The organism is Myxococcus sp. SDU36 (genome assembly GCF_030168875.1).
Classification (GTDB): Bacteria; Myxococcota; Myxococcia; order Myxococcales; family Myxococcaceae; genus Myxococcus; species Myxococcus vastator.
The window spans coordinates 4,297,777-4,316,348 of the sequence record NZ_CP077414.1; the positions used below are offsets into that span (position 1 = coordinate 4,297,777).

Genomic DNA, 18,572 nt, shown 5'->3' on the forward strand with positions numbered 1-18,572 from the left:
GCGGGCCGGATACCCGCTCAGGGTGGGAGCGGCGCGCGCCATCCGCAAGCGAGGCGGCCCTTGGGTCCCCCGGCCGCCTCCAGGCAATGAGTCACCCGTGACACAGTGACTCAGGTCTTCACCCCGCAGCGGCCGCCAACGCACTGCAACATAGAGGACCACGACGCAAATCAATGCACCGCGTCGTGAACATTTGACGCAATACAGCAGAGGTATGTGACAACCGACCTCGCTCGTTTTGCTGATAATGCAGGAGGCGCCTTGATCTTGGTCTGTGATTGGCCTACGCGTTGATTCGCGGGTCAATCTGCAGTGGGCCCGTCCCCCGAACAGGAGCCCCTCCTCATGCGAAACGCTGTCCGGACACTGGTTCTGGCTGTCGCGGCACTCGGCTTGTGGGCGCAACCCGCGCTCGCGAACACGCAAACGAAGACCCGCTATCCCATCGTGCTGGCGCACGGCATGGCGGGCTTCGATTCGCTGTTTGGCGTCTACGACTACTTCTACGGCATTGGCTCCGACCTGCGCGCGGGCGGGGCGACGGTGTACGTGACGAGCGTTCCGCAGTTCAACACCACGGAGCAGCGCGGCGAGGCGCTGCTGGCGCAGGTGAAGGACATCGTCGCGCGCTCGGGCAAGGGCAAGGTCAACCTCATTGGCCACAGCCACGGCGGCATGGACGTGCGCTACGTGGCGGCGGTGCGCCCGGACCTGGTGGCGTCCGTGACGACGGTGGGCTCGCCGCACAAGGGGGCGGACCTGGCGGACTACCTGCGCGGCAACCTCCGGGGCGGCTCCTTCACGGAGAGCGTGCTGGCCTACTTCGCCAACAACCTGGGCACCGTCCTGGGGCTGCTGTCGGGCAAGACGAATCCGCAGGACGCCATTGGCGCGCTGGCGGCGCTGAGCAAGTCCGGCACGGCGGCGTTCAACCAGAAGTACCCGGCGGGCATCCCCTCCAGCAGCTGTGGCCAGGGCGCCGCGACGGGCACGCAGGGCCAGCGCTACTACTCCTGGTCCGGCACGGACCCCTTCACCAACCTGTTCGACGTGTCCGACTACCCGATGAAGCTGAGCTCGTTCTTCTACAGCGAGGCGAACGACGGACTGGTCGGCAGGTGCAGCTCGCACTTCGGCACGGTGCTGCGTGACAACTACGACATGAACCACCTGGACGAGGTGAACCAGGTGCTGGGCCTCACCGCCTTCTTCACCAACCCGAAGACGGTGTTCCGCAACCACGCCAACCGCCTGAAGGGGCTCGGCCTCTAAACGGCCGCGCGCGAAGGAACGCCATGAAGAGCCGCGCCGTCATTCCCGTAGCCGCGCTGTGCGCCCTGCTGGGTGCGGGCGTGTTCTCATGGTGGAAGGCCCGGGCGACGCCGATGCCGCCCGGGCCCGCTGTCACCGCTGTCGCGCCGCCGACGGCCTCCCCGCCGCGCGTGGGCGTGCCGGCGCCGCGACGCGCGGCGCCCACCGCGACGCCCGCAGCGGCCGCGTCCCCTGCCACCGCCCTGCCCCCCATGCCGGGCTCGCTCCAGGACACGGAGGAGGACGGCTCGGTGCAGGTGGATGCAACGGGCCACCTGGTGGTTTCGCCGGACCTGCGCCGCCTGTTCGACTACTACCTGTCCGCGATGGGCGAGGAGGCGCTGCCCGTCATCCGCGAGCGCATCCTCGCCTCGCTGCGAGCGAAGAACCTGCCAGCCGCGGCGATGGACGAGGCCGTGCGACTGCTGGATGACTACCTGGCGTATCGCGACGCGGCGCGCACGTTCGCGGCGAACCAACACGGCGCGGAGCTGGACCTGAGCGCGAGGCTGGAGTCCCTGCGCGAGCTGCGCCGCGAGCACCTGGGCGCCTGGGCGGACGGCCTCTTCGGTGACGAGGAGCGGGTGGACGCGGTGTCGGTGGAGCGGATGAAGCTCCAGCAGGACACCACGCTGACGCCCGAGGAGCGCGAGCGCCGCATCTCCGCGCTGGACGAGCAGCTCCCCGCGGACTACCGCGCCAGCCGCGACGAGGCGCTGCGCGCCTTGCAGCAGCAGACGGTGGAGCGGGAGTTGGTGGAGTCCGGAGCGACGGCCGAGGACCTGCGCCAGCACCGGCTGGCCACCGTGGGCCCGGAGGCCACCGAGCGGCTGGAGGCCATGGACCGCGAGGAGGCCGAGTGGGAGCGGCGGCTGGCGGAGTTCCGGGCCCGGAGAGAAGCCCTGGGCCAGTCGGAGCCGAACCCCGCCGCGCGCCAGGCCGCCGTGCAGCGGCTGCTGTTCGACTCCTTCACCCCGGAGGAGCGCCTGCGGGTGGAGGCCCTGGACGCCATCGACGCGGCGTCCGGAGCTCCCTGAGCCTCACAGCGCCGGGGCGTGAGCGAGCCGGTGCTCATTTCCCAGGGAAGGTGTCGTACTTCAGGAGGCCGTCGGCAATCTCGTAGTAGTCCCCCTTGCTGCCCGTGTAGACGTGCACTTTCTCGCGGATGCCGGTGGGTGCGTCGAGCGAGCCGGCGCACATCGATATCTTCGGCTCCGGAGCCTCATCGAACAGCACACTCGAGCCGCACTCGACGCAGAAGCCGCGGCGCACCGTGGGCGAGACGCTGTGCCACTTGAGCCCGCGCGCCTCCGTGAGCCGGAAGCCCTCCCGGTCCACGGCCGCGTAGGCCCCGACATGCCCGTGCCACTTGCGGCACTTCGAGCAATGGCAGTACGCAACCGCAGTCAGCGGCGCGCTCACCTCGTACCGTACCGCTCCGCAAAAGCAGCCACCCGTGTTCATGCGCACGTTCTACAACACGCCGCAGCGAACGAGCGCATGCAATCCATCAGCGAGGTTCAATCGTCATCATCGTCGTCATCGTAGTCCCCGCCCAGGAAGCCCGCGGCATGCTACGGCGACGGCACGTTGAAGGTGCAGGTCAGCTCACTGCCGTCCCTGTAATGATAGACATAGCGACCCGCGGCGAAGTCTTCATTCACCGCGTCAAAGGTCACCGAGCCCCCCCACCGGCATGCTCCGAGCCCCGGAAGGCGCGGGCGCCCGGCGCGCCGTGGGTGAGTTCGCGCGCGAATCCTGAGATAGTCGCGCCCGTATGAAAATCTGGGTCGATGCCGATGCCTGCCCGGGCCCTGTCCGGGACATCATCCTCCGTGCTGGCCAGCGCGTGAAGGTCCACTCCGTCTTCGTGGCCAACCGCGCGCTCTCCCTGCCCCGGCTGGCCTACGTCTCCAGCGTGCAGGTGGGCGCGGGCCTCGACGTCGCGGACCAGCACATCGCCCAGCAGGCGCAGCCGGGGGACCTGGCCGTCACCCAGGACATTCCGCTCGCCGCGCTGCTGGTGCCCAAGGGCGTCGTGGTGCTGGACCCGCGCGGAGAGGTCTTCACCGAGGAGAACGTCGCCGAGCGGCTCTCCGTCCGGAACTTCATGCAGGAGCTTCGGGAGAGCGGCGTGACGACCGGAGGCCCGGACGGCTACTCGGCGCAGGACCGGCAGCAGTTCGCCGCCGCCCTGGACCGGGAGCTGACTCGGCTGGTGAAGGCGGAGCCGAAGTAGAATTCGTCCAATCCCTCCGAGCGCGGCGGAGGCATCCTCCTGGCATCCACCCCCACCCAGGAAGGTGCTCCATGAACGACAAGAACCCGTCCTCCTCCGCCGCGACGCTCCCCGAGGGCCCCCGCCTCTCCCTGGCCCTGGTGACGAAGGACGCGCCCGCCGCGCTCGACTTCTACACACGGGCCTTCGGCGCACGGGAGAAGTACCGGCTCACCGAGCCGAGCGGGCGCGTGGGCCACGCGGAGATGGACCTGGGCGGCGTGACGCTGATGGTCGCGGACGAATACCCCGAGTACGGCATCGTGGGCCCCCAGAGCCGCGGGGGCACGACGTGCTCGCTGAACCTCCGGGTGGATGACGTGGACGCCGCCGCCCAGCGCGCCATCGACGCGGGCGCCACCCTGGAGCGCCCCATCCAGGACGAGTTCTACGGCGAACGCGCGGCCCACCTGAGAGATCCGTTCGGCCATCGCTGGGCCCTCAACGCCCGCATCGAGGAGGTCTCCCCCGAGGAGATGCAGCGCCGCTTCACGCGGATGTGCCAGGGCTGAAGCCCCGGCCACCGCCCGCACGGCCTTGCGCCGCCGGGACACGGCGTGCGCAAGCGGCCTGAACGGCGCGTGAGACTGTGGAGCCAGGAACGCCCGGCCCTGGCCCCCTGGCCGCGCCAGGGCTTCGGGATTAGCTGGAGGCCATGCCTACCCTCGTCCTCATCCGGCACGGCCAGTCGCTGTGGAATCAAGAGAACCGCTTCACCGGCCTCGTCGACGTCCCCCTCACCGACCAGGGCCGTCAGGAGGCGCGGCGCGCGGCGGAGGCGCTGCGCGGGATGAAGTTCGACGTCGCCTATACGTCGGCGCTCACCCGGGCGCAGGAGACGCTGTCCATCCTCCTGGACGCGCTGGGACAGCAGGTCCCCACCATCCGGGACGCAGCCCTCAACGAGCGCAGCTACGGCGACCTTCAGGGGCTCGACAAGGCGGATGCCGCGAAGCGCTGGGGGGACGCGCCAATCAAGGAGTGGCGCCGCTCCTTCGACGTGCCGCCGCCCAACGGTGAGTCCCTGGAGATGACGGCGAAGCGCGTGTTGCCCTTCTATGAGCGAGCCATCGCCGGGGACCTGCGCCAGGGGAAGAACGTGCTCGTCGTGGCCCACGGCAACTCCAACCGCGCCCTGGTCATGAAGCTGGACAAGCTCACGGGGGAGCAGGTCGTGGGGTTGGAGCTGGCCACCGGGGTGCCGCTCGTCTACGAGATGTCACCGGACGGTGAGGTACTGTCCAAGCGCACCGCGTCCCCCTGACTCCTGCGAAGGCACAGGGGGCTACGCTGCACGCCCTACCGTTTCCGGTTGAATGCAACCGGCCCCGGCGCGTCAGACTGTTCGAGCACACGAAAGGACGCTCCCCATGAAGGCCCTGATCACCTCCCTCGCTCTCCTCTTCGCCCTTCCCGCCCTGGATGCCCACGCCCAGGCGGACCTGCGCCGTCCGCCCCGCCCGCCGCCGGGCCAGCCGATGCCGGCGCCGCAGCCGCACCACCCGCCGCACCACTCCGGCGCCCAGGTGGTCGTGGACCGGCAGGAGCTGAATGTCCGCCTGGCCCGCCTGGAGCAGTTGCTGAAGGAGGCCGAGCAGCGGATGAACCGGCAGGAGCGCAACAAGTTCCGCGCCGCCAGGGAGACGCTGGACTCCGTGCAGGAGGTGGTGAAGCGGGCGCCGCTGCTGGCCACCGTCCTCCCGCCGCCCCCGCCGCCCCCGCCCCCGCAGCCGGTGGTGCGGCCCATCTCGGACAGCGAGCTGCGCCGCATCAATGACTCCATCTCCCGGCAGTCCTTCGCCGAGGACAAGATGCGCGTGCTCGTCTCGGCGGCCCAGCACCACTACTTCCTGGTCTCCCAGGTGGGGCAGTTGCTGAGCCACTTCCAGTTCACCCAGGACAAGCTGGCCGTGGTGCGCGAGCTGCGGCCGTACATCCTGGACCCGCGGAACGGCCACACGCTCTACAGCTACTTCTCCTTCTCCAGCGACAAGAAGCGGCTGGACGAGATTCTCGCGCAGCACTGAGCCGCGCGGGCTGTCAGACAGGCAGCAGACTCCGGGCGTCGCGGGAAGTGCTCCCGCGGCGCCCGTCGCGTTCTAGAACGAGCACACCGGTCCGCGCGGGAAGAGGCGGCCCGCCGGGATGGGCGTGAAGGCGCGCTCCATGGCCTCCGCGGCCTCCGCCAGCGAGCCATGCGACGCTTCGATTCGGGCGAAGCGCGTCCGCATCCGGTCCAGGATTTCCGCGGGCAACAGCCGCCGCGCCATGGGAAACACCTGCGCCTCCTCCACCCCGGTGTGCCCCCGGTACAGCCGCAGCCAGTCGTCGGCCGCGTCGAGCATGCGCACGGGGTCTGTCCCCCCGCCGCGCAGCATCGTCTCCGCCGCGCAGAGCATGGCCACCGCATGCTCGCTGCCGGTGCCGTGCTCGCCGGACACCTGGGCCAGCAGCCCGGGCGCCAGCGGCAGCCGGTGCGCCACCATCGTCTGGAAGAGCACCATCTCCTTCGCGTGGTGGCTGCCGTCCACGAAGGTGAGGAAGAAGTTCGCGGCGCGCAGGAACAGCGAGGCCGAGACGAACTCCCCTTCGCGGCCCTTCGTCACCGCCCGCTCCAGGACCGCCAGCACGCGCTGGATGTGGCGGTGCTCCTGGCTCAACACGTCCAATGCATTCATGACCGACCCCTTCACACCGTGCGGGAAAAGCGGGGGCGCTCCGTCCCCGCGAGATACGCGTCGAACACCATGGCCACGTTGCGGACGAAGAGCCGCCCCATGGGCGTCAGCTCCAACTGCGAGCCGGTGCGCGTCACCAGGCCGTCGTCCTCGAACGCGCGCAGCCGCTCCAGCTCCGGCGCGAAGTAGTCGGCGCCGTCCGCCCCCAAATCCACCCAGAAGTTGCACATGAGCCGGGTGATGACCGCGCGGCGCCGCTGGTCGTCCGCCGTCAGCGACAGGCCCCGCTCCGTGGCCAGACAGCCCTGGGAGATGCGCTCGTAGTAGCGCGGCAGCGCGCGGACGTTCTGCGCATACGCGCCGTCCACGTCGCTGATTCCGGTGCTGCCAATGGCCACCACGTCCGAGGCGGCCGTGACGGTGTAGCCCTGGAAGTTGCGGCCCAGCCGGCGCTCGGCCTGCGCGCGCGCCAGCTCGTCCTCGGGCACCGCGAAGTGGTCCATGCCAATGGGCCGGTAGCCCGCCGACACGAACGCCGCGTAGGCGGCGCGGAACAGCTCCAGCTTGGCGCGCCCGCTCGGAAGGGCCTCCGCCGGCATGCGCCGCTGGTGCTTCAACACGTCGGGCATGAACGCGAAGGAGTAGACGGCCAGCCGGTCCGGCCGCATCGCCAACACCGTGTCCAGCGTGCGGGCCCACCCTTCGGCGTCCTGGTGGGGCAGGCCGTAGATGAGGTCGAAGTTCACGCCCTTGAAGCCCAGCAGCCGCGCGTGCTCCAGCAGCGCCCGCGTCTCTTCCGGGGACTGGAGGCGGTTGGTGACCTGCTGCACGCGCGCATCGAAGTCCTGCAGGCCCATGGACACGCGGTTGAAGCCCAGGCTCCGCAGCAGCGTGAGCTGGCCGGGCGTCGTCACGGCCGGGTGGACTTCGATGGCCACCTCCGCGTCCGGCGCGATGCGAAAGCGACGGGTGAGCGCCGTCCACAGCCGCTCGAGCTGCCGCTCATCCAGGAAGGTGGGCGTGCCTCCGCCCCAGTGAATCTGGGACACGGAGCGCCGCGCGCCGAGCCGCTGCACCACCAGGTCCAGCTCCAGCTCCAGGTGGTCGAGGTACACGTCCGCGGCGGCCCTGTCCCGGCTGATGACGACGTTGCAGCCGCAGTACCAGCAGAGGCTGCGGCAGAAGGGCAGGTGCACGTAGAGCGACAGCGGCTCGGCGCGCTCCCGGGTGCCGGCATGCTCCAGCCGCTCCACCAGGTGCTCCGGACCGAAGTCCTGCCGCCACGCCGGCGCCGTGGGGTAGCTGGTGTAGCGAGGGCCGGAGACGTCATACCGGCACAGCAGGGCTTCGGGCGGCGTGGGGACTTCCTGGCGGGAGGACTCCATCTCACCGCTTCGCCATTCCAAGCCTCGTGCCAGGAGTTCCCTGGACGGACTTCGGGCGGCACATAGAACAAGGAGTGCAAACCTTGCGGCAGGGGCTGTGTCCAGTGCAAACGCTGCGGGGCAAGTCCCGAATCGTGTGTAGTGGGTTCGGTGGAGGGAGGCTCCTTGGCGGCATCATGCAGCGGCGGCGTTCATCCCGGGTCCAGCGCCCAGGTGCCATTTTCCCAGTGCGTCAGGGTCTGCTGAGCTTCAAGCGCCGCCAGCCCCCGGCCCCGCACGGCCTCCTCCAACACGGCCTTCGCCGCTGCTGTCCGATGTCGCAGCAGGAAAGCCGATGCCATCACTCTCACATCGGCGCGTGGGTGGGTGAACAACTCAGCCAGAGCATCTCTCCCAGCGTCCCCGTATGTGCATAGTTTATCGAATGCCTTGATGTACCGCTTCGCGTGACGATTTCCCTTGGCGGCACTCCCCTGAGCGATCTCCTCCGTCTGCGCGGCGACATTCTGGGCGAACTCCTCGACGAGTATTTCCAATTTCGTCATGGCCAGACCCCATTCACGACATTCTCGTGGGAGGCGCGTACCAGCCAGCCTTGCCGCGAAGCACGGAGCGTCAGGGGCACTCCAGCAGCAAGCGAGCCAGTGCCTCCTCGAATACTTCAGCGTCCACCTTCGCACAAGAAGCGCCGGGGTTTCTTGGCGTGGCCGATGGCCAGAGTCCACGCGGCCGCCCGCCGGACGCGGGTGGCCCCCATCTACCTCCACCCTCACGTCCTTGCGAATGCGCGCCACGTACTCGAAGCCCGCCCGCGCCAACACGGCATACAGTCGTTGGTCCGCGAAGCCCCGGTCCGCCAGACGCCTTCCAGCCGATGCAAAGCCTCACAAGCAGCCTCCCTCCCCAGCCATGACTGCTCTCGATGCGTACGCTTCAGTCAGCCTCCATATGACTGATGGCGGGCCCCAGGAACCGGGCCTCCATGCGCTTCACCTCCCCGGAGGCCGCGTCCGCCACCTCGACGGTGAAGTGGAACGGCAGCTCCGTGCCGCTCCGGTCCACGGTGATGAACAGCGGCACACGGAAGCTCTCCAGCGAGCCGAGCGTCACCTGCGCCTGCGGCAACACCACCTTCGCGGGCACGGGGCTGTCCACGCGAATGGTGAGCACCGTCTCGGAGGGGTTCTTGTTCACCAGGTGCAGCTCGAACTGGTTGCGCACCGTGCCCTGCTCGACAACGTAGGGCATGCCCTGAAAGCGCAGCAGGTTCGCCTCGAAGGGCACGCGCCGCACGAGGCTCAGCGTGAGGCCCACCACCGCCACCAGCATCAATGCGCCGTAGATGAACAGCCGGGGCCGGAGCACCCGCCGCGGCTGTCCGTCCAGGCCGTTGAGCGAGTCAAAACGGATGAGTCCTCGCGGCCGGCCCAGCTTGTCCATGACGCCGTCGCACGCATCCACGCACTGCGCGCACGCCAGGCAGTCCATCTGCAAGCCATTGCGGATGTCAATGCCCGTGGGGCACACGGCCACGCACCTGAAGCAGTCCACGCAGTCGCCGCGCGGAGGCGCCGTGGCGCCAGGAGGAACCTTGAGCAGCCGGCCCCGAGGCTCGCCGCGCAGCGTGTCATAGCCGATGATGAGCGAGTCCCGGTCCTGCATCGCGGACTGGAGCCGGCCATAGGGGCACACCACCACGCAGAGCTGCTCACGGAACCACGCGAAGTTGAAGTACAGCGCGCCCGTCACGACCATGGCCCAGGTGAAGGCCACTGGCGAGGCCACCGGGCCCTCGGACACCATCGCGACGAGCCCACCCGCCGAGACGAAGAGGCTCAGGGCCGCGTGCGAGATGAGCATCGACACGGCCGCGTACGCACCATGCTTGAGCACCGCCCGCACCACCCGCGCGGGTGTCCAGGGCTCCCGAGCCACCTTCAGCCGCCGCTCCCGAGGCCCATCGAAGAACCGTTCAATCGGGCGATAGAGCGCTTCCAGGAACACCGTCTGGGGACATGCCCAGCCGCACCACACGCGTCCCAGCCACGCGGTGAAGAACAGCAGGCCGAAGCCCACCGACGTCAGCAGGAACAGGACGCGCCAGAAGTCCTGCGCGTTGTACGTGCCACCGAACAGATAGAAGCGGCGCGCCGCCACGTCCAGGTGCACCGCCGGGTGGCCCCCCACCTCCACCAGTGGCAGGGCCAGATAGACGGCGATGAGGACCGCGAAGCCCACCCGCCGCCGGGTGATGAACCGGCCGCGCACGTCCGCCGGGTGGAGCGCCAGCCGCGAGCCATCCGCGTGGATGGACGTGAGCTGGTCGATACGCGGGCCATCCCGCCGCGGTTCCGCAGACATGGGCTGCCTTCCTCTCCGTGAGCTACGGCTGCTCGGGCTCGCCCTGCGGCGCCTTGCCGCCGGGCGCGTCGGTGCCCTTGAGCGTGAGCAGGTAGGCGGTGACGGCCTTGACGCGCTCGGCCCCCAAGGTGCGCTCCCACGCGGGCATGCCCTTGGCCACCACGCCGGCCGCCACGACCTTGTGGATGGCCATGGGGCCGCCACCGTGCATCCAGTACGCGTCCGTCAGGTTGGGACCGATGGAGCCCTGTCCCTGCGCGCCGTGACAGGCCGCGCAGTTCGCCTGGAACACCTGCTTGCCACGCTCCAGGGAGGCCGGGTCCTTGGCCAGCGCGAGCAGCATGTCGTCGGACGCCGGGGTGTTGCCCGACGCGCGCTTCACGACCTCCGCGGACTCGGCGGCGTACTCTCCGAGCTGTCCGGGCCCCGCCTCGGCGATGTGGTACCAGAACCAGTAGCCCGCGCTGAAGACAATGGACGTCCAGAGGATGAACAGCCACCAGTTGGGCAGGTGGTTGTCGTGCTCCTCGATGCCGTCATAGACGGAGTGCAACAGCGACTTGTCACTCATGGCCGGCCTCCCCCTGCTCGCTCAGCGGCATCCGCGCGAGCGCGTCGAAGTCCCCACTGCGCCGCGCCACGAACACCCAGGCGACGACGCCGAGGAACACCGCGATGAACAGGACCAGGGCGAAGAGGGGCAGCTCGGTGAGCGACATCCCCTGATAGAATTGCTTGTACATCAGCGGCCCTCCTCACTGGCGATGGTGGCGGCGGGCAGACGCGCCGCCGGCGCGGGCGACTTCTCCGGCGGCGCGGGCAGGTCCTGCGGCCCACGTCCCAGGCGCTGGAGGTAGGAGATGATGGCCACCATCTCCGAATCCCACGCCACCTGGACGCCCTGCGCCGCCAGGTCCGCGGTGATGCCCTCCGCCTGCGACTTCTGGCGCGCCTCGGCGCCGTCCACGTCCGCGTTGGAGTACGGAACGCCCAGCCGCTGCATCAGCGCGAGCTTCTTCGGCGCGTCCTTCACGACGATGCGCTGCTCGGCCAGCCACGGGTACGGCGGCATGTTGGAGCCGGGGCTCGTCGCCCTGGGGTCCATCATGTGCGTGTAGTGCCAGAGGTTCGGGTACTTGCCGCCCAGCCGGTGCAGGTCCGGGCCGGTGCGCTTGCTGCCCCACTGGAAGGGGTGGTCGTAGATGAACTCCTCCGCGCGGGACACGTCGCCGTAGCGCTGCGTCTCCGCCACGAAGGGGCGAATCATCTGCGAGTGGCAGGTGTAGCAGCCCTCGCGGACGTAGAGGTCGCGGCCCTGGAGCTCCAGCGGCGAGTACGGATCCTGCGCCTGACCGTGCGCCGGAACCGCCTGCTTGAGCATGATGGTGGGCAGCAGCTCCGCCACACCGCCAATCAGGATGGCGATGAGCGTGAGCACCGTGAAGGCCAGCGGCCGGCCCTCGATGAGGCCGAACCACGACGGCCGGCCCGCTTCACGGTCCCTGCGGGTGACAATCCAGGCGAACTCGCCCAGCGCGATGATGGCGCCCAGGAGCACCACCGCGCGCACCGGCTTCGCCCACCCGAGGAACATCGTCACGGTGAGGATGGCGATGGCGAACACCAGCGGCCGGCCGGTGACGACCTGCACCCAGCCGGGCGTCGGGGCCCTGGCGGGCACGGGCGCGGGGGCGGGCGGCTCCACGACGACGGTCGCCTCTCCGTCCACGGCCTTGCCGGCGCGGGCCGTCTTCCACAGGTTCCACGCCATCATGATGAAGCCCACCAGGTACATGGACCCGCCGACGAAGCGGACGATGTACATGGGCCGGATGGCCAGCAGCGTCTCCACGAAGTTCGGGTAGAGCAGCGTGCCGTCGGGGTTCGCCGCGCGCCACATGAGGCCCTGCGTGACGCCGCTGATCCACATGGAGACCATGTAGAGGAGGATGCCCACCGTCCCGAGCCAGAAGTGCGCGTCCGCCGCCTTGGGCGAGTGCAGCTTCGTGCCGTACAGCCTGGGCACCAGCCAGTAGAACATGCCGGCCGCCATGAAGCCGTTCCACCCCAGCGCGCCGCTGTGGACGTGGCCGACAATCCAGTCCGTGTAGTGGCCCAGCGCGCTCACCGACTTGATGGACAACAGCGGCCCCTCGAAGGTGGCCATGCCGTAGAAGGTGACGCCCGCGATGAGGAACTTGAGGACGGGGTCCTCGCGCAGCTTGTACCAGGCGCCCTTCAGCGTGAGCAGGCCGTTGAGCATGCCGCCCCACGACGGCGCCCAGAGCATGACGCTGAAAATCATGCCCAGCGACTGCGCCCAGTCCGGCAGCGCCGTGTAGAGCAGGTGGTGCGGGCCGGCCCAGATGTAGATGAAGACCAGGGCCCAGAAGTGGATGATGGACAGCCGGTACGAATACACCGGCCGCTCCGCCGCCTTGGGCAGGAAGTAATACATGATGCCCAGGATGGGCGTGGTGAGGAAGAAGGCGACGGCGTTGTGGCCGTACCACCACTGCACCAGCGCGTCCTGGACGCCCGCGAAGACGGAGTAGCTCTTCAGCCCCGACAGCGGCAGCGCCAGGCTGTTGACGATGTGCAGCACCGCCACCGTGACGATGGTCGCGATGTAGAACCAGATGGCGACGTAGAGGTTCTTCTCGTGGCGCCTGGCCAGCGTCCAGAAGAAGTTGATGGCGAAGACGACCCAGATGACGGCGATGGCCACGTCGATGGGCCACTCCAGCTCCGCGTACTCCTTGGAGGTGGTGATGCCCAGGGGCAGCGAAATCGCCGCCGCGACGATGATGAGCTGCCAGCCCCAGAAGTGGATTTTCGACAGCAGGTCCGACGCCATGCGCGTCTTCAACAGCCGCTGCGTGGAGTAGTAGATGCCCGCGAACATCATGTTGCCCACGAAGGCGAAGATGACCGCGTTCGTGTGCAGCGGACGCAAGCGGGAGTACGTCGTATAGGGGATGCCCAGGTTCGCCTGCCACCAGGCGAGCTGACTGGCCACCAGCGCCCCTACCGCCATGCCCACGATGCCGAACAGCACCGACGCGATGATGAAGCGCCGGACCGTGGTGTCGTCATAGATGATTCGTTGCTGATGCACGGCTTCACTCCTGGGAAGCGGAGGACGGGGGCTCGGGGGTACGCGGCGCCGGAGCGGCGCTGTCGTCCTCGAGCGGGAAGAGCGAGAGCCGGTCGGCGTGCTCGTGGTCGCGGTGGCGCACGCTGTAGACGAACAGCAGCACCGAGCTGGCGACGAGCATCAGGCTCACGAAGACCTGAAGGACGAGGACATTCATACCGGCACCTCCCGCAGCGGCGGCGTGGGCGTGGCGACGGCGCGCTCGCGTGAGGCGGACAGCCACCACACCGTGAAGAGCACGGTGGCCAGACTGGTCGCGGGCATGGCCACGGCGGCGCGCAGTGGCGTCATCCAACCGGCCAGGCACACAGAGACGGCGACCCCGTTGTAGCCCACCGCCAGGACCAGCAGCCGGCGCACCACCTGGCGCAGCCGGGCCGACCATCGCAGTGCCTCGCGGATGGCGCTCAGGCCTTCGCCCATGAGGAAGAAGTCGCTCTTGCCCGGTATCACCGGCCGGTCAATGGCGGGCGTTCCCGCGCAGAGGGCTCGCTCGAAGGCGAGGCTGTCGTTGACGCCGTCCCCCAGGTACAGCGTGTCCGCCGCGTCCAGCTTCGCGACAGCCTCGGCCTTGTCCTCCGGACGCTGGCCGCTCAGGGTGTGCTGGGTGGGAATGCCCAGCGCGGCGGCCATCTCACTCACGCGGCCCTGGCTGTCCCCGGAGATGAGCCACACCTCGCGGCCCTCGTCCTGGAGCGCCTGGACCTCGCGGCGCGCGTCGGGACGGACCGACTCCCGGAGCTGGAAGAAGGCCACCGGCACGCCGTCCCGCGTGAGCACCGGGCCCGCCGCGAGCCCCGAACCGGACAGGAGTACCTCCACTCGCGGCGCGTCCACCGTCCGCGCCTCGGTGGCCCAGTCCGCGCGGCCCAGCCGCCAGCGCACGCCGTCTCGATTCAACTCCAATCCCTGGCCCGCGAGCTCCGCCACACGCGCCTCCGGGTTGAAGCGCGCGCCCTCCCGGAGCAGCGCGGCGGCCAGGCACCGGCTGGCGGGGTGGTTGCTGCGCGACACCAGGTCGAAGGCCAGGTCTCGCGACGCGGGCGCCAACCCCGCCACGGCGGCGCGGTCCACCAGCTCCAGCCGCCCCAATGTCAGCGTCCCCGTCTTGTCGAAGAGCACCTTTCGCACGCGCGGCAGCCGGTCCAGCAGGTCCGTGCTCCGGATGAAGAATCCGCCGCGGCGCAGGCGCGCCTGGACCAGCTCGTAGGCCAGCGGCGTGGCGATGCCGATGGCGCACGGGCACGTCACCACCAGCAGCGCCACCGCCACCTCCAGCGCCTTGTCCGGCCCGGCGGGCCACCACAGCGCGAGCCCCAACGCGGAGACGAAGAGCACCGTGACGACCCAGCGGCGCGACACGCGGTCCCAGAAGCGGGTGTGCAGCGCATGTCCACCCGCCAAGGTGGGCGCGCGGCGCAGCAACGCCACCAGCGGCGAGTCGGTGAAGGCCTGCTTCGCCTGGACACGCATGGCCTCGCGCCCGGCGTTGAACGCGCCCGCGGGCAGCGCCCCCCCCTGCCCCACCGCGCGCTCGCCAGGCTCGCCCGTCATCCAATCCGTGGACACGCGGGCGCCCGAATCGAGCAGCACCGCGTCCACGGGCACCAGGTCCCCCGGCGCAATCACCAGCACGTCGCCGTCGGCCACCTCGGCGGCGCGCACGGTGGCGAGCCGTGCGCCCTCCTCCCTGCGCACGAAGAGCCCCTCCGCCCCGTCGTCATCCAGCAGGAAGCGCCGGTTGCGCTCCAGCACGCGCTGCTGGAGCCACCGCCCCACCAGCATCAGCGTGACAAACGTGTTGAGCGTGTCGAAGTACGCCAGGTCGCCGCGCCCTCCGCGCGCCTGCGCCAGCGACATGCCGAACACCAGCAGGATGCCCAGGGCGATGGGCAGGTCCAGGTGCAACACGCCGCGCCGCAAGCCTTGGAGCGCGGAGCGGAAGAAGGGCCAGCCGCCCACCACCACGACAGCCGACGACAGCCACAGGCTCAGCCGCGTGAAGAGGCGGAAGACGTCGCCGTCCTCCGGCGTGAGCCCCACATAGAAGCTCACCGAGAACAACATCACGTTCATCGACAGCGCGGCGCAGATGCCCAGCCGGATGGGCAGGTCCAGGCTCGCGCGCTCCGGGCGCTTGCGGCTGGGTCCGAAGCGGTAGCCAAAGCCCTCCACGTCGCGCAGGAACTCCGCCACATCGAAGGCGCCGCGCCGCCACAGCATCCGCGCCTTGCCCAGGGCCGGGTCCACCGTCAGGCCCGCCCCGCCCGGATGCCGGCGGAACAGCTCGTTCATCAGCCACACGCACGCGGCGCAGTGAATGCCCTGCACGTCCAGCTCGAGCGCACACAGGGGGCCCGGAATGGCCTCGGCGCGGCTGATGAGCGGCTCCAGCCACGCGAACGCGCGTTCCTTGCGTGGCTCAGGCGCCGGCGCCGTCTTTCCTTGCGCGAGCTGGTAGTAGCGCGTGAGCCCCTGCTCCACGAGCAGGCCGTGCACGGCCTCGCACCCCACGCAGCAGAAGTCGCGCGCCGCGCTCCCGGAGGGAACGGGACTGCCGCAGTGGAGACAGGCGGCTGGAGCAGGCTCCGATGGCGTGGAGGCAGGCATTCACGATGTCACCTTGCGAACGGCATGCCTGTTGCGATGCACCGCGTTCATGTCGCTCGAACCGGCCGCGCTCGCCTCGCTGCTGCACACCACCGGCCCCACCCCCACCGTCATCGCCGGAGCACTGGGCGCCTTCGTGGTGGGGCTCACGGGGAGCGTGCATTGCCTCCTCATGTGTGGACCGCTGGCCTGCGCGGGCCTGCCCGGCGCGCAAGGCCCGGAGCGGAGCAAGGCCGTCGCCGCCTACCAGGGAGCGCGCCTGGGCGCCTATGCCCTCGTGGGCGGCGCGCTGGGCATGATGGGCGGCGGCGTCACCCAGGCGCTGGCCGTCTCCACGCGGCCCTACCTGCCGTGGTTGATGGCCGCGGCCCTCATCGCGTCCGCGCTGGAGTTGGGGAAGCGCCTGCGCCCGCTGCCGGGCATGGCGAACCTCGCGCGGCGGGTGACGCGCTGGGGCGCAAAGTTTTCGTGGACGGGCCGCGCGAGCGCAATGGGTGCGGTGACGCCGCTGCTGCCCTGCGGTCTGCTCTACGGCGTCTTCGCGGTGGCGCTGGCCAGCGGCTCGTTCCCGGGCGGCGCGCTGGTGCTGGGCGCCTTCGCGCTCGGCGGCCTGCCTGCCCTGCTGGGCGCGCAGCTCCAGGCGGCCTTGTGGAAGCAGTGCCCGAAGCAGGTCTCGTTCGTGCTGCAACGGGCAGTGCCGCTGGTGGCGGCGGCGCTGCTCATCTACCGGGCAGTGAGCGTGAATCCCGGCGGCGCCAGTTGTCATTGAGCGAGGCGCATGCCCAGCTTGTGTCCGGGGGCACGCCCGACAGCCATCATGAAGCCAAGCCTCACACCCTTCGCTGAACGCCTGGCCACCAGCTACTGGCTCGTCCCAGGCCTCTGCGTGTTCGCCTCCATCGGCCTGTCGCAGCTCGCCGAGGCGATAGACGCCCGCCTGCCGCAGGACGAGCAGACCTGGTACCTCTTCCAGGGAGGCCCCGAGGGCGCGCGCTCCGTGCTCTCCGCGGTGGCCTCGTCGATGATGACGTTCGCCGGCCTCGTCTTCTCCGTCACCATCCTGGTGCTCCAGCAGGCCAGCAACCAGTTCTCGCCCCGAATCCTGCGCACCTTCCTCCGGGACCGGAAGAGCCAGCTGTCCCTCGGCATCTTCGTGGGGACCTTTGTCTACGCCCTGCTGGCGATGCGCAGCGTGCGGGGCACCTCGGAGAACCTGGACATCGAGAGCCACGTCCCGTCGCTCTCCGTCTGGCTCGCCGTCGTGTTCGTGCTGATCAGCGTGGGCACCTTCATCTTCTTCATCCACCACGTGGCCCAGTCCATCCGCGCCGTGGTCATCCTCGGGCGGATTCGCGACGAGACGTGCGAGACGCTGGAGCGCATGTACCCGGAGGGCGTCGGCCATGACGCCGCGGATGCCCCGCTGGAGCGCCCCCAGGGCATGCCCTCGCTCGTGGTGCCACATGCGGGCCGCTCCGGGGTGCTCGTCACCCTGGACGAGGAGCAGTTGTTGCGGTGCGCCCAGCGGGCCGATGTCACGATGGTGGTGGTGCCGATGATGGGCGACTTCGTGCCCCATGGCAGCGCGCTCTTCGAAGTGTGGGGTGATGCCGGGTCGCTCGACCTCGAGACCGCCCTGTCCTCGGTCCAGGTTGGCCGCGAGCGCACGCTCCAGCAGGACACGGCCTTCGGGTTCCGCCAGCTCGTCGACATCGCGGAGCGCGCCCTCTCTCCTGGCACCAACGACCCGTCCACGGCCGTCCAGGCCATTGACCAACTCCATGACCTGCTGCGCAGGCTGGTCTTCCGGCACTTCCCCAGCCTCCGCCGGCTGGACGACCAGGGCGTCCCGCGGCTCATCTGCCCGCGCCCTGACTTCAACGACTACGTGCGGCTATCGATGGATGAGATTCGCGAATATGGGGAGGGCTCCATCCAGGTGGCCCGCCGCCTGCGCTTCCTGCTGGAGGACCTGCTGCGCGTGGCGCCGGACTTCCGGCGCGAGGAGCTGGAGCGCCAGCGCGCGCTGCTCGACGCCAACGTCACCCGGGGCTTCGGGGATGCGCGGGTCGCGCAGGAGGCCCGGCGCGCCGGACCCCAGGGCCATGGGCCGCGCTGAGCCGGGCCACGGCGTCAGCGCAACGCGGCCACCGCCTCGAGCGCGGAGGGCTCACCCGCGACGAGCAGCGCGTCAGACGGGGTGAGCAGCCGGTCCGGGTCCGGCACCGGGAGCATGCGGTCCTGGAGCACGTCATGCACGGCCACCACATGCACGCGGTAGCGCTGCGGCAGGGCCAGTGCGCGCAGGCTCTTGCCATACCACTCCTCCGGCACGGGCATCTCCTGCAGCCCGAACTCCGGCCCCAGTTGCACGTACTGCAGGAGCCGGCCACTGGTGATGCGGCTAGCCAGCCCCAGGGCGCTCTCCCGCTCGGGGAAGATGCTCTCGGTGGCCCCCAGTGCGTCCGCGATGCGCGCGTGGTCATCCGAGCGGACCTTCACGTAGATGTCCTCGATGCCCGTGTCCCGCAGGGCGAGCAGCGCGAGGATGCTGGCCGAGAGGTCCTCTCCCGTGGAGACGATGGCGGCGTCCGCCCCCCGCGCGCCCACCTCCTCCAGCACCTGGCGCTGCGTGGCGTCTCCCACCATGGCCTTGGACACGCGCGAGCCCAGGGCGTCGACCACCGCCGGGCGTGGGTCGATGGCGATGACGTCATGCCCCTGCTCATGCAGGCGCACGGCGAGGACCGAGCCGAAGTTGCCCAGACCCACCACGATGATGCGCTTCATCC

General features: G+C 69.8%; 19 protein-coding genes. 8 read left to right on the forward strand and 11 right to left on the reverse strand.

Going from position 1 to position 18,572, the window contains the following annotated elements; translation table 11 throughout:
* Positions 1–345: 345 nt before the first annotated feature.
* Both KGD87_RS16915 and KGD87_RS16920 read left to right on the forward strand, forming a co-directional pair.
* Positions 346–1,272 carry a lipase family alpha/beta hydrolase gene (locus KGD87_RS16915; protein WP_284668432.1) on the forward strand — a complete coding sequence of 309 codons (927 nt, stop codon included), beginning with the start codon at positions 346–348 and terminating at the stop codon, positions 1,270–1,272.
* 23 nt (positions 1,273–1,295) lie between these two features.
* Positions 1,296–2,348, forward strand: a complete 1,053-nt coding sequence (locus tag KGD87_RS16920) for a lipase secretion chaperone (protein WP_284668433.1) — start codon at positions 1,296–1,298, stop codon at positions 2,346–2,348.
* 34 nt (positions 2,349–2,382) lie between these two features.
* Here the strand turns inward: KGD87_RS16920 and KGD87_RS16925 are convergent, their stop codons facing one another.
* A complete protein-coding gene (locus KGD87_RS16925; RefSeq protein ID WP_284668434.1) occupies positions 2,383–2,775 on the reverse strand; it encodes a GFA family protein in 393 nt (130 codons plus the stop codon).
* 313 nt (positions 2,776–3,088) lie between these two features.
* Here KGD87_RS16925 and KGD87_RS16930 point away from each other — a divergent pair, with 313 nt between their 5' ends.
* The 4 genes from KGD87_RS16930 (at position 3,089) to KGD87_RS16945 (ending at position 5,616) form a co-directional block, all read left to right on the forward strand.
* The gene (locus tag KGD87_RS16930) at positions 3,089–3,550 is read left to right on the forward strand and encodes a YaiI/YqxD family protein (RefSeq protein ID WP_163783835.1); all 462 of its coding nucleotides are present in this window, start codon (positions 3,089–3,091) and stop codon (positions 3,548–3,550) included.
* Between the two features lie 71 nt (positions 3,551–3,621).
* Positions 3,622–4,101, forward strand: coding sequence for a VOC family protein (locus KGD87_RS16935; protein WP_284668435.1), 480 nt, complete (start codon positions 3,622–3,624; stop codon positions 4,099–4,101).
* A gap of 143 nt (positions 4,102–4,244) precedes the next feature.
* A complete protein-coding gene (locus tag KGD87_RS16940; protein WP_284668436.1) occupies positions 4,245–4,853 on the forward strand; it encodes a 2,3-bisphosphoglycerate-dependent phosphoglycerate mutase in 609 nt (202 codons plus the stop codon).
* Between the two features lie 106 nt (positions 4,854–4,959).
* A complete protein-coding gene (locus tag KGD87_RS16945; RefSeq protein WP_284668437.1) occupies positions 4,960–5,616 on the forward strand; it encodes a proline and serine-rich protein 1 family protein in 657 nt (218 codons plus the stop codon).
* Positions 5,617–5,688: 72 nt separating this feature from the next.
* Here the strand turns inward: KGD87_RS16945 and KGD87_RS16950 are convergent, their stop codons facing one another.
* From KGD87_RS16950 to KGD87_RS16990, 9 genes are all read right to left on the reverse strand, one after another.
* A complete protein-coding gene (locus KGD87_RS16950) occupies positions 5,689–6,267 on the reverse strand; it encodes a hemerythrin domain-containing protein (protein WP_284668438.1) in 579 nt (192 codons plus the stop codon).
* Between the two features lie 11 nt (positions 6,268–6,278).
* On the reverse strand, positions 6,279–7,652 hold the full coding sequence (gene hemN / locus KGD87_RS16955; protein WP_284668439.1) for an oxygen-independent coproporphyrinogen III oxidase: 1,374 nt from the start codon (positions 7,650–7,652) through the stop codon (positions 6,279–6,281).
* A gap of 191 nt (positions 7,653–7,843) precedes the next feature.
* Complete coding sequence (locus KGD87_RS16960) at positions 7,844–8,197, reverse strand: DUF2019 domain-containing protein (protein WP_284668440.1); 354 nt, start codon at positions 8,195–8,197, stop codon at positions 7,844–7,846.
* A gap of 388 nt (positions 8,198–8,585) precedes the next feature.
* Positions 8,586–10,013: a cytochrome c oxidase accessory protein CcoG gene (ccoG, locus tag KGD87_RS16965; RefSeq protein ID WP_284668441.1), complete on the reverse strand. Its 1,428-nt coding sequence runs from the start codon at positions 10,011–10,013 to the stop codon at positions 8,586–8,588.
* A 22-nt stretch (positions 10,014–10,035) separates the two neighbouring features.
* Positions 10,036–10,584 carry a c-type cytochrome gene (locus KGD87_RS16970; RefSeq protein ID WP_284668442.1) on the reverse strand — a complete coding sequence of 183 codons (549 nt, stop codon included), beginning with the start codon at positions 10,582–10,584 and terminating at the stop codon, positions 10,036–10,038.
* On the reverse strand, positions 10,577–10,756 hold the full coding sequence (locus KGD87_RS16975; RefSeq protein WP_284668443.1) for a cbb3-type cytochrome oxidase subunit 3: 180 nt from the start codon (positions 10,754–10,756) through the stop codon (positions 10,577–10,579). The genes KGD87_RS16970 and KGD87_RS16975 overlap by 8 nt, the downstream gene beginning before the upstream one ends.
* Positions 10,756–13,131, reverse strand: coding sequence for a cytochrome-c oxidase, cbb3-type subunit I (ccoN, locus tag KGD87_RS16980; RefSeq protein ID WP_284668444.1), 2,376 nt, complete (start codon positions 13,129–13,131; stop codon positions 10,756–10,758). Before ccoN ends, KGD87_RS16975 begins: the two co-directional genes overlap by 1 nt.
* A gap of 4 nt (positions 13,132–13,135) precedes the next feature.
* Complete coding sequence (locus KGD87_RS16985) at positions 13,136–13,327, reverse strand: cytochrome oxidase (protein WP_284668445.1); 192 nt, start codon at positions 13,325–13,327, stop codon at positions 13,136–13,138.
* Positions 13,324–15,780 carry a heavy metal translocating P-type ATPase gene (locus tag KGD87_RS16990; RefSeq protein ID WP_284668446.1) on the reverse strand — a complete coding sequence of 819 codons (2,457 nt, stop codon included), beginning with the start codon at positions 15,778–15,780 and terminating at the stop codon, positions 13,324–13,326. The genes KGD87_RS16985 and KGD87_RS16990 overlap by 4 nt, the downstream gene beginning before the upstream one ends.
* 49 nt (positions 15,781–15,829) lie before the next feature.
* Here KGD87_RS16990 and KGD87_RS16995 point away from each other — a divergent pair, with 49 nt between their 5' ends.
* Positions 15,830–16,549 carry a sulfite exporter TauE/SafE family protein gene (locus KGD87_RS16995; protein ID WP_284668447.1) on the forward strand — a complete coding sequence of 240 codons (720 nt, stop codon included), beginning with the start codon at positions 15,830–15,832 and terminating at the stop codon, positions 16,547–16,549.
* 48 nt (positions 16,550–16,597) lie between these two features.
* A complete protein-coding gene (locus tag KGD87_RS17000; protein ID WP_284668448.1) occupies positions 16,598–17,899 on the forward strand; it encodes a DUF2254 domain-containing protein in 1,302 nt (433 codons plus the stop codon).
* Positions 17,900–17,913: 14 nt separating this feature from the next.
* Here KGD87_RS17000 and KGD87_RS17005 read toward each other — a convergent pair whose 3' ends face one another.
* The gene (locus tag KGD87_RS17005) at positions 17,914–18,570 is read right to left on the reverse strand and encodes a potassium channel family protein (RefSeq protein WP_284668449.1); all 657 of its coding nucleotides are present in this window, start codon (positions 18,568–18,570) and stop codon (positions 17,914–17,916) included.
* Positions 18,571–18,572: the final 2 nt, after the last annotated feature.

Excerpts from the sequence above, each read along its gene's own strand:
- KGD87_RS16985 (WP_284668445.1), bottom strand. The coding sequence starts at position 13,327 with ATGAATGTCCTCGTCCTTCAGGTCTTCGTGAGCCTGATGCTCGTCGCC.
- hemN (WP_284668439.1), bottom strand. The coding sequence starts at position 7,652 with ATGGAGTCCTCCCGCCAGGAAGTCCCCACGCCGCCCGAAGCCCTGCTG.
- KGD87_RS16940 (WP_284668436.1), top strand. The coding sequence starts at position 4,245 with ATGCCTACCCTCGTCCTCATCCGGCACGGCCAGTCGCTGTGGAATCAA.
- KGD87_RS16975 (WP_284668443.1), bottom strand. The coding sequence starts at position 10,756 with ATGTACAAGCAATTCTATCAGGGGATGTCGCTCACCGAGCTGCCCCTC.
- KGD87_RS16915 (WP_284668432.1), top strand. The coding sequence starts at position 346 with ATGCGAAACGCTGTCCGGACACTGGTTCTGGCTGTCGCGGCACTCGGC.
- KGD87_RS16925 (WP_284668434.1), bottom strand. The coding sequence starts at position 2,775 with ATGAACACGGGTGGCTGCTTTTGCGGAGCGGTACGGTACGAGGTGAGC.
- KGD87_RS16950 (WP_284668438.1), bottom strand. The coding sequence starts at position 6,267 with ATGAATGCATTGGACGTGTTGAGCCAGGAGCACCGCCACATCCAGCGC.
- ccoG (WP_284668441.1), bottom strand. The coding sequence starts at position 10,013 with ATGTCTGCGGAACCGCGGCGGGATGGCCCGCGTATCGACCAGCTCACG.
- KGD87_RS16930 (WP_163783835.1), top strand. The coding sequence starts at position 3,089 with ATGAAAATCTGGGTCGATGCCGATGCCTGCCCGGGCCCTGTCCGGGAC.
- KGD87_RS16995 (WP_284668447.1), top strand. The coding sequence starts at position 15,830 with ATGTCGCTCGAACCGGCCGCGCTCGCCTCGCTGCTGCACACCACCGGC.
- KGD87_RS17005 (WP_284668449.1), bottom strand. The coding sequence starts at position 18,570 with ATGAAGCGCATCATCGTGGTGGGTCTGGGCAACTTCGGCTCGGTCCTC.
- KGD87_RS16990 (WP_284668446.1), bottom strand. The coding sequence starts at position 15,780 with ATGCCTGCCTCCACGCCATCGGAGCCTGCTCCAGCCGCCTGTCTCCAC.
- KGD87_RS16945 (WP_284668437.1), top strand. The coding sequence starts at position 4,960 with ATGAAGGCCCTGATCACCTCCCTCGCTCTCCTCTTCGCCCTTCCCGCC.
- KGD87_RS16970 (WP_284668442.1), bottom strand. The coding sequence starts at position 10,584 with ATGAGTGACAAGTCGCTGTTGCACTCCGTCTATGACGGCATCGAGGAG.
- KGD87_RS16935 (WP_284668435.1), top strand. The coding sequence starts at position 3,622 with ATGAACGACAAGAACCCGTCCTCCTCCGCCGCGACGCTCCCCGAGGGC.
- KGD87_RS16920 (WP_284668433.1), top strand. The coding sequence starts at position 1,296 with ATGAAGAGCCGCGCCGTCATTCCCGTAGCCGCGCTGTGCGCCCTGCTG.
- KGD87_RS16960 (WP_284668440.1), bottom strand. The coding sequence starts at position 8,197 with ATGACGAAATTGGAAATACTCGTCGAGGAGTTCGCCCAGAATGTCGCC.
- KGD87_RS17000 (WP_284668448.1), top strand. The coding sequence starts at position 16,598 with ATGAAGCCAAGCCTCACACCCTTCGCTGAACGCCTGGCCACCAGCTAC.